This is a genomic window from Legionella qingyii (assembly GCF_003990155.1).
Taxonomy (GTDB): domain Bacteria; phylum Pseudomonadota; class Gammaproteobacteria; order Legionellales; family Legionellaceae; genus Legionella; species Legionella qingyii.
Map to the genome: position 1 here is coordinate 1 of NZ_RZGX01000039.1, position 4,472 is coordinate 4,472.

Sequence of the window (4,472 nt, forward strand, 5' to 3'; positions counted from 1 at the left end):
TTACAGACTAAACCCCTTTAAAAGATAATCCACTGCGTGAGGCGTTGAAGTGATCAAATACTCCGGAATCGGTGATCAAATGACTAACGGAATTAGTGATCAAGTCCTCCGGAATACGCACATGATGGAAAATTTTACTATCTGCTCGCTGCTATACTTAAATTAATTTACTTAACGAGTTACATTTATGCAGGATGCCAAATTATCTTCTAACATCACAGAATGTTCTACTTGGTATGTTTCAGCAATGGAACACTTGGTTAAGGTCGTGCAAGATTTATCGCAGGCAAATGATATTCAAGCGATTACCGAAATCGTGCGCCTTGCAGCGCGAGAACTAACTGGCGCAGATGGTGCAACATTTATACTGAAGGACGGTAATTGTTGTTACTATGTGGAGGAAAATGCAATCGCTCCATTATGGAAAGGCAAGCGCTTTCCTATGAAAAAATGTATTAGTGGTTGGGTGATGTTGAATAAAAAGTCAGCAGTAATTGAGGATATCTATAATGACCCACGCATACCACAAGATGCTTATCGACCCACATTTGTTAAGAGTTTGGCGATGGTACCTATCCGTAGGGAAGATCCAGTAGGCGCTATTGGTAATTACTGGGCCCAAAAACGCCTGCCAACGCAAGAAGAGCTCAATATTTTACAAGCACTTGCAGATACGACATCGGTTGCACTGAAAAATGCACACCTTTATATTGATCTAAAAGCCCATATTGAGACGATACGAGAGCGAGAGGCGCATGTACGAGCGCAACGAGATACGTTGGAAATTTTTACCCGTGCCCTGGCTCATGATCTTAGAGAACCTGTACGAACCATGAGTTCTTTCGTCGACGTCATCACTCAAGAAAAACCTCATTTTTCTGGTAGAGTAGCTGATTACTTTCAGCATATTTATAATGCCAGCAAACGCATGCTGACGCTTATTGATACCGTGTTTCATTACATGCAACTTGATGAATTTAAAGAAGAACTTAAAGAAGAATGCGATATGAATGAGATTATCGGAGAGGTTTCGAAAAACCTTGATTATCTGATTCGGGAAAAAAATGCCCACATCATTGCCGAGAAGTTACCTCATGTGAAAGCCAACCCAACCCAAATGATTCAATTGATGCAAAATTTAATCAGCAATGCCATTTATTATAATGAAAATATTCCCGAAATATTTATTTCTGCACAGCCAAAGAAACAATATGTAGAATTTCATGTTTCCGATAATGGTTTGGGGCTTGATAGCAAAGACAATGAAAGCATTTTTTTGCCATTTAAACGGGCTAACCGGATAAGCAAGGGTTCTGGTTTAGGGTTAGCAATATGCGCCAAAATTTTAGAATTACATGGTGGAACAATAGAATGTAAATCCAGATTTGGGGGCGGCACAATATTTTCTTTTACTCTACCAAGTGCTTTTAAGGTAAATCGACAAAAAAAAGTAAAAGAAGCTTCAGTAAGCCCAGTTAATATACCCAGTCAAACTTCCTTGGCGAATATTTTATTTGTTGATGATCTTAAAGAGGATCTGGAATTTACTAAAATCATCTTAGAGCGGGCGCATATAAACTTTAATTTTTTTATAGCGCAAAGCGGGAACGAAGCACTTAATTTATTGCATGACCAATTTGCTCGAAATAATCCAATTGATCTGATATTTCTTGATATCAACTTGCCAGGGATGGATGGGTTTGAAATATTGAAACAAATTCAAACCGATAAAATACTCAATAAAACTCCTGTGATTATGTGCACTGGTTCAGATTATCGTAAGGACAAAGAAAAATCAGCGGATTTAGGCGCCGCAGGTTATCTGATCAAACCCATTGAAAAAGAATCGTTGCAAGGCATAATCGATAATCTGGCTGTAGTAACATATTGTCAAACCGAAGAAGGTTATATCATCATTCGCAATGAACATTAGAGTCTGTTGACATTTCATTTAATTCCGCTTACTCACTAGACCCTAGTTTTTCAATTAATATCTATTATTCATGTGATTTGTTAACTGTAAAAAACACATCGAATGCATGTCATTTAATCAGTGAATCAGAAATCAAACCATTAATAGATCAATCACCATTTAAAATTAACCTGTAGTTCATTTCCTTAGCAATAGGTCAAAACCCTAGTTCTATGCGCATTTATTGATTCTGTTTTAATAAGTTTCGCCAAAATAATTCAAATAAATCCTAAATGACCAAAAAGTGTATTGACTGGCAAATATCGATTCGTAATAATGGTTTTGTAATTATTAGTCATTTTGGTCTCAATTTGACGCTCCCCTGTTAATCTTTGAACAAGGAGAATATCATGCTGACAAGTTATCACATTAGATTACTTATCGAAGAATGCCGCGAAATAGGTTGGATTGGCCTTGATAGTGGAGTAACTGCCTCTATGCCACAACTTCAGATTGATATCTTAAAACCACCGCATGATTTTTTAGGTGTTCAAGGGAATCCTGCTATCTTTGTGAATAAAAACACGTACAAATTATTAGGACAGCACCATAAAAACTGGGTTGTTAACCAAACCATTGCTTTAAAGATAGATTTTTTGGAACAAAAAACGATTAATATAATCGGTGCGATTGTTCATGAGGCGGGACATGCGTTTAATGTAGCGGCAAACATTGCTAATACTGAAGCAAATGCATATATCTATGAAATAGAAGTGATGAGCAAGCTATTTAAAACGAAAAGCCCCTTGCTATTTGGCAGTACTTTTAATGATCTTCAATCATTTTTTAAAGAGCGCCTTCCCTTTTATAATAAAGAAGTCGCTAATAATAAATATCTTGCGGGCTTAGTTGAATCAATAAAGCAAGAATTTAAACTTGAAGAAGAAGTGACACCATCGCCAGAACAAGAAAAAAGCCTTTCTTTTTTTGTAACAGGGATAACCTTGTTTACTCAGAAACAATGGAATAAAGAAGAAGCAGTAACTTTGGCAAAAATGGAGATCGGCTTACCCAGACGCCACGAATCATGATAATCAAAATTCAATCACAATCGTATTTATGTCTGAACTTGCCTTTGTGCCGGGCCTTTTAAAAAATTATCCGGCATAAAGTCCGCTGCATGAACAAGTCAATTACACAAAATGGTGATTTTTGTGCTATAATTCACCATATGGTGAGTCAGGTGAGTATGAATTATGCACGCAGCAGAAAAGCCTAAACCTTCGAATGTTTTGGCTACGGCAATCAATCAACTTAAAAATGAGATTAAAATTAACAGCCAGGATCTGGCTGCCATTATTGGCCAACATCGCAATACGATTGATAGATGTTTAAAAAAAGGTGAACTTGACCCTGATAGTAAGCCAGGGGAGTTGGCTTTGCTGTTGATCCGGGTCTATAGATCCCTATACGCACTTAATGGCGGGAATAAAGAAGTAATGATTCATTGGCTAAATACTTATAACTATCATATTCAGGGTGTTCCATTGCAGGAAATGAAAACAGTGATGGGACTGTCACGTGTTGTGAATTATTTAGATGCGATGAGAGGTAAAGTTTAGTGGGAAATATATGGGATAAAATGGATGGTAAACAATATATTACCCCGATAATGGCAACAATACATCGAGTTGTAGAAGACCAGGAGGAGCTTGCAACACTCTCCCTTGTTAATAATATTGAAGAACAAGCTATATTAGAGGAATTATTAGAAACATCTAAGCCTAAAAGGCCTGAAGAGTATGAAGATTTGCATTATTTACTGATTACTCCATTTCGATACCCTCCATTGCAGTATGGTTCAAGATTTGGCAATACCTTTGAACCAAGCCTATTTTACGGCTCCCTAAATGTTTCGACCGCTTTAGCGGAAACAGCTTATTATCGATTTGTCTTTATGGCTGGAATGAAAGAACCCTACACCGATAGTATTCTGATGACCTATTCAAGCTATACAATAGGGATTAAAACAGTGCATGGTATTTTTTTGAATAAGCAGCCATTTAATACTGTTGAACAAATAATTTCTTCACCTAAATATTATAGTGATACTCAAAAATTAGGCTCTTCAATGAGAAAAGCAAATGTGGAAGCCTTTCAATATAGTTCTACTCGCGATCCTGAAAAAGGAATAAATGTCGCCTTATTCACACCCAAAGCGTTGCAGTCTAAAAAACCAATAAGTATTGAGCGGTGGATCTGCAATATAACAAATGAGGAAATTGGTTTCATCTCAAATGATAATCATAATCGATTAAGTTTTAATAGAGATCTATTTTTAGTAGATGGCCTTATCCCCGCACCAGCTTGTTAAGCATGAGTCCATAATCTAACCAAAACTATAAAACGCCATGAGGATAAAACTGATTAAAAAATGATCAGGGCGATTTCATCAAAGTTTAAGAATAGAACAGATTGATATGAGAATTCCCAGATGTTTATTGAATTTTAAATAGACACTTTAAATAAGAAGTGATAAAAATCAGGCACCTACGTTTCC

The 4,472-nt window shown here is 36.6% G+C and carries 4 protein-coding genes; all 4 read left to right on the plus strand.

Annotation, left to right across the window (positions count from 1 at the left end; translation table 11 throughout):
• Nucleotides 1–187: 187 nt before the first annotated feature.
• The 4 genes from ELY20_RS16605 to ELY20_RS16620 all read left to right on the plus strand — a co-directional run bounded on the left by ELY20_RS16605 (nucleotide 188) and on the right by ELY20_RS16620 (nucleotide 4,286).
• Nucleotides 188–1,933 (plus strand): hybrid sensor histidine kinase/response regulator, encoded by a 1,746-nt coding sequence (locus ELY20_RS16605; protein ID WP_110144293.1) that lies wholly within the window; start codon nucleotides 188–190, stop codon nucleotides 1,931–1,933.
• A 389-nt stretch (nucleotides 1,934–2,322) separates the two neighbouring features.
• Nucleotides 2,323–3,003, plus strand: a complete 681-nt coding sequence (locus tag ELY20_RS16610) for a hypothetical protein (protein WP_110144292.1) — start codon at nucleotides 2,323–2,325, stop codon at nucleotides 3,001–3,003.
• Nucleotides 3,004–3,168: 165 nt separating this feature from the next.
• Entirely contained in the window at nucleotides 3,169–3,534 is a 366-nt protein-coding gene (locus tag ELY20_RS16615) for an MbcA/ParS/Xre antitoxin family protein (protein WP_110144291.1), read from the plus strand.
• Between the two features lie 20 nt (nucleotides 3,535–3,554).
• Nucleotides 3,555–4,286, plus strand: a complete 732-nt coding sequence (locus tag ELY20_RS16620; protein ID WP_126955791.1) for an RES family NAD+ phosphorylase — start codon at nucleotides 3,555–3,557, stop codon at nucleotides 4,284–4,286.
• Nucleotides 4,287–4,472 lie beyond the last annotated feature (186 nt).

Bases quoted from the DNA above. Each gene is read 5' to 3' on its own strand.
- ELY20_RS16605 (WP_110144293.1), top strand. From the start codon at position 188: ATGCAGGATGCCAAATTATCTTCTAACATCACAGAATGTTCTACTTGG.
- ELY20_RS16610 (WP_110144292.1), top strand. From the start codon at position 2,323: ATGCTGACAAGTTATCACATTAGATTACTTATCGAAGAATGCCGCGAA.
- ELY20_RS16615 (WP_110144291.1), top strand. From the start codon at position 3,169: ATGCACGCAGCAGAAAAGCCTAAACCTTCGAATGTTTTGGCTACGGCA.
- ELY20_RS16620 (WP_126955791.1), top strand. From the start codon at position 3,555: ATGGATGGTAAACAATATATTACCCCGATAATGGCAACAATACATCGA.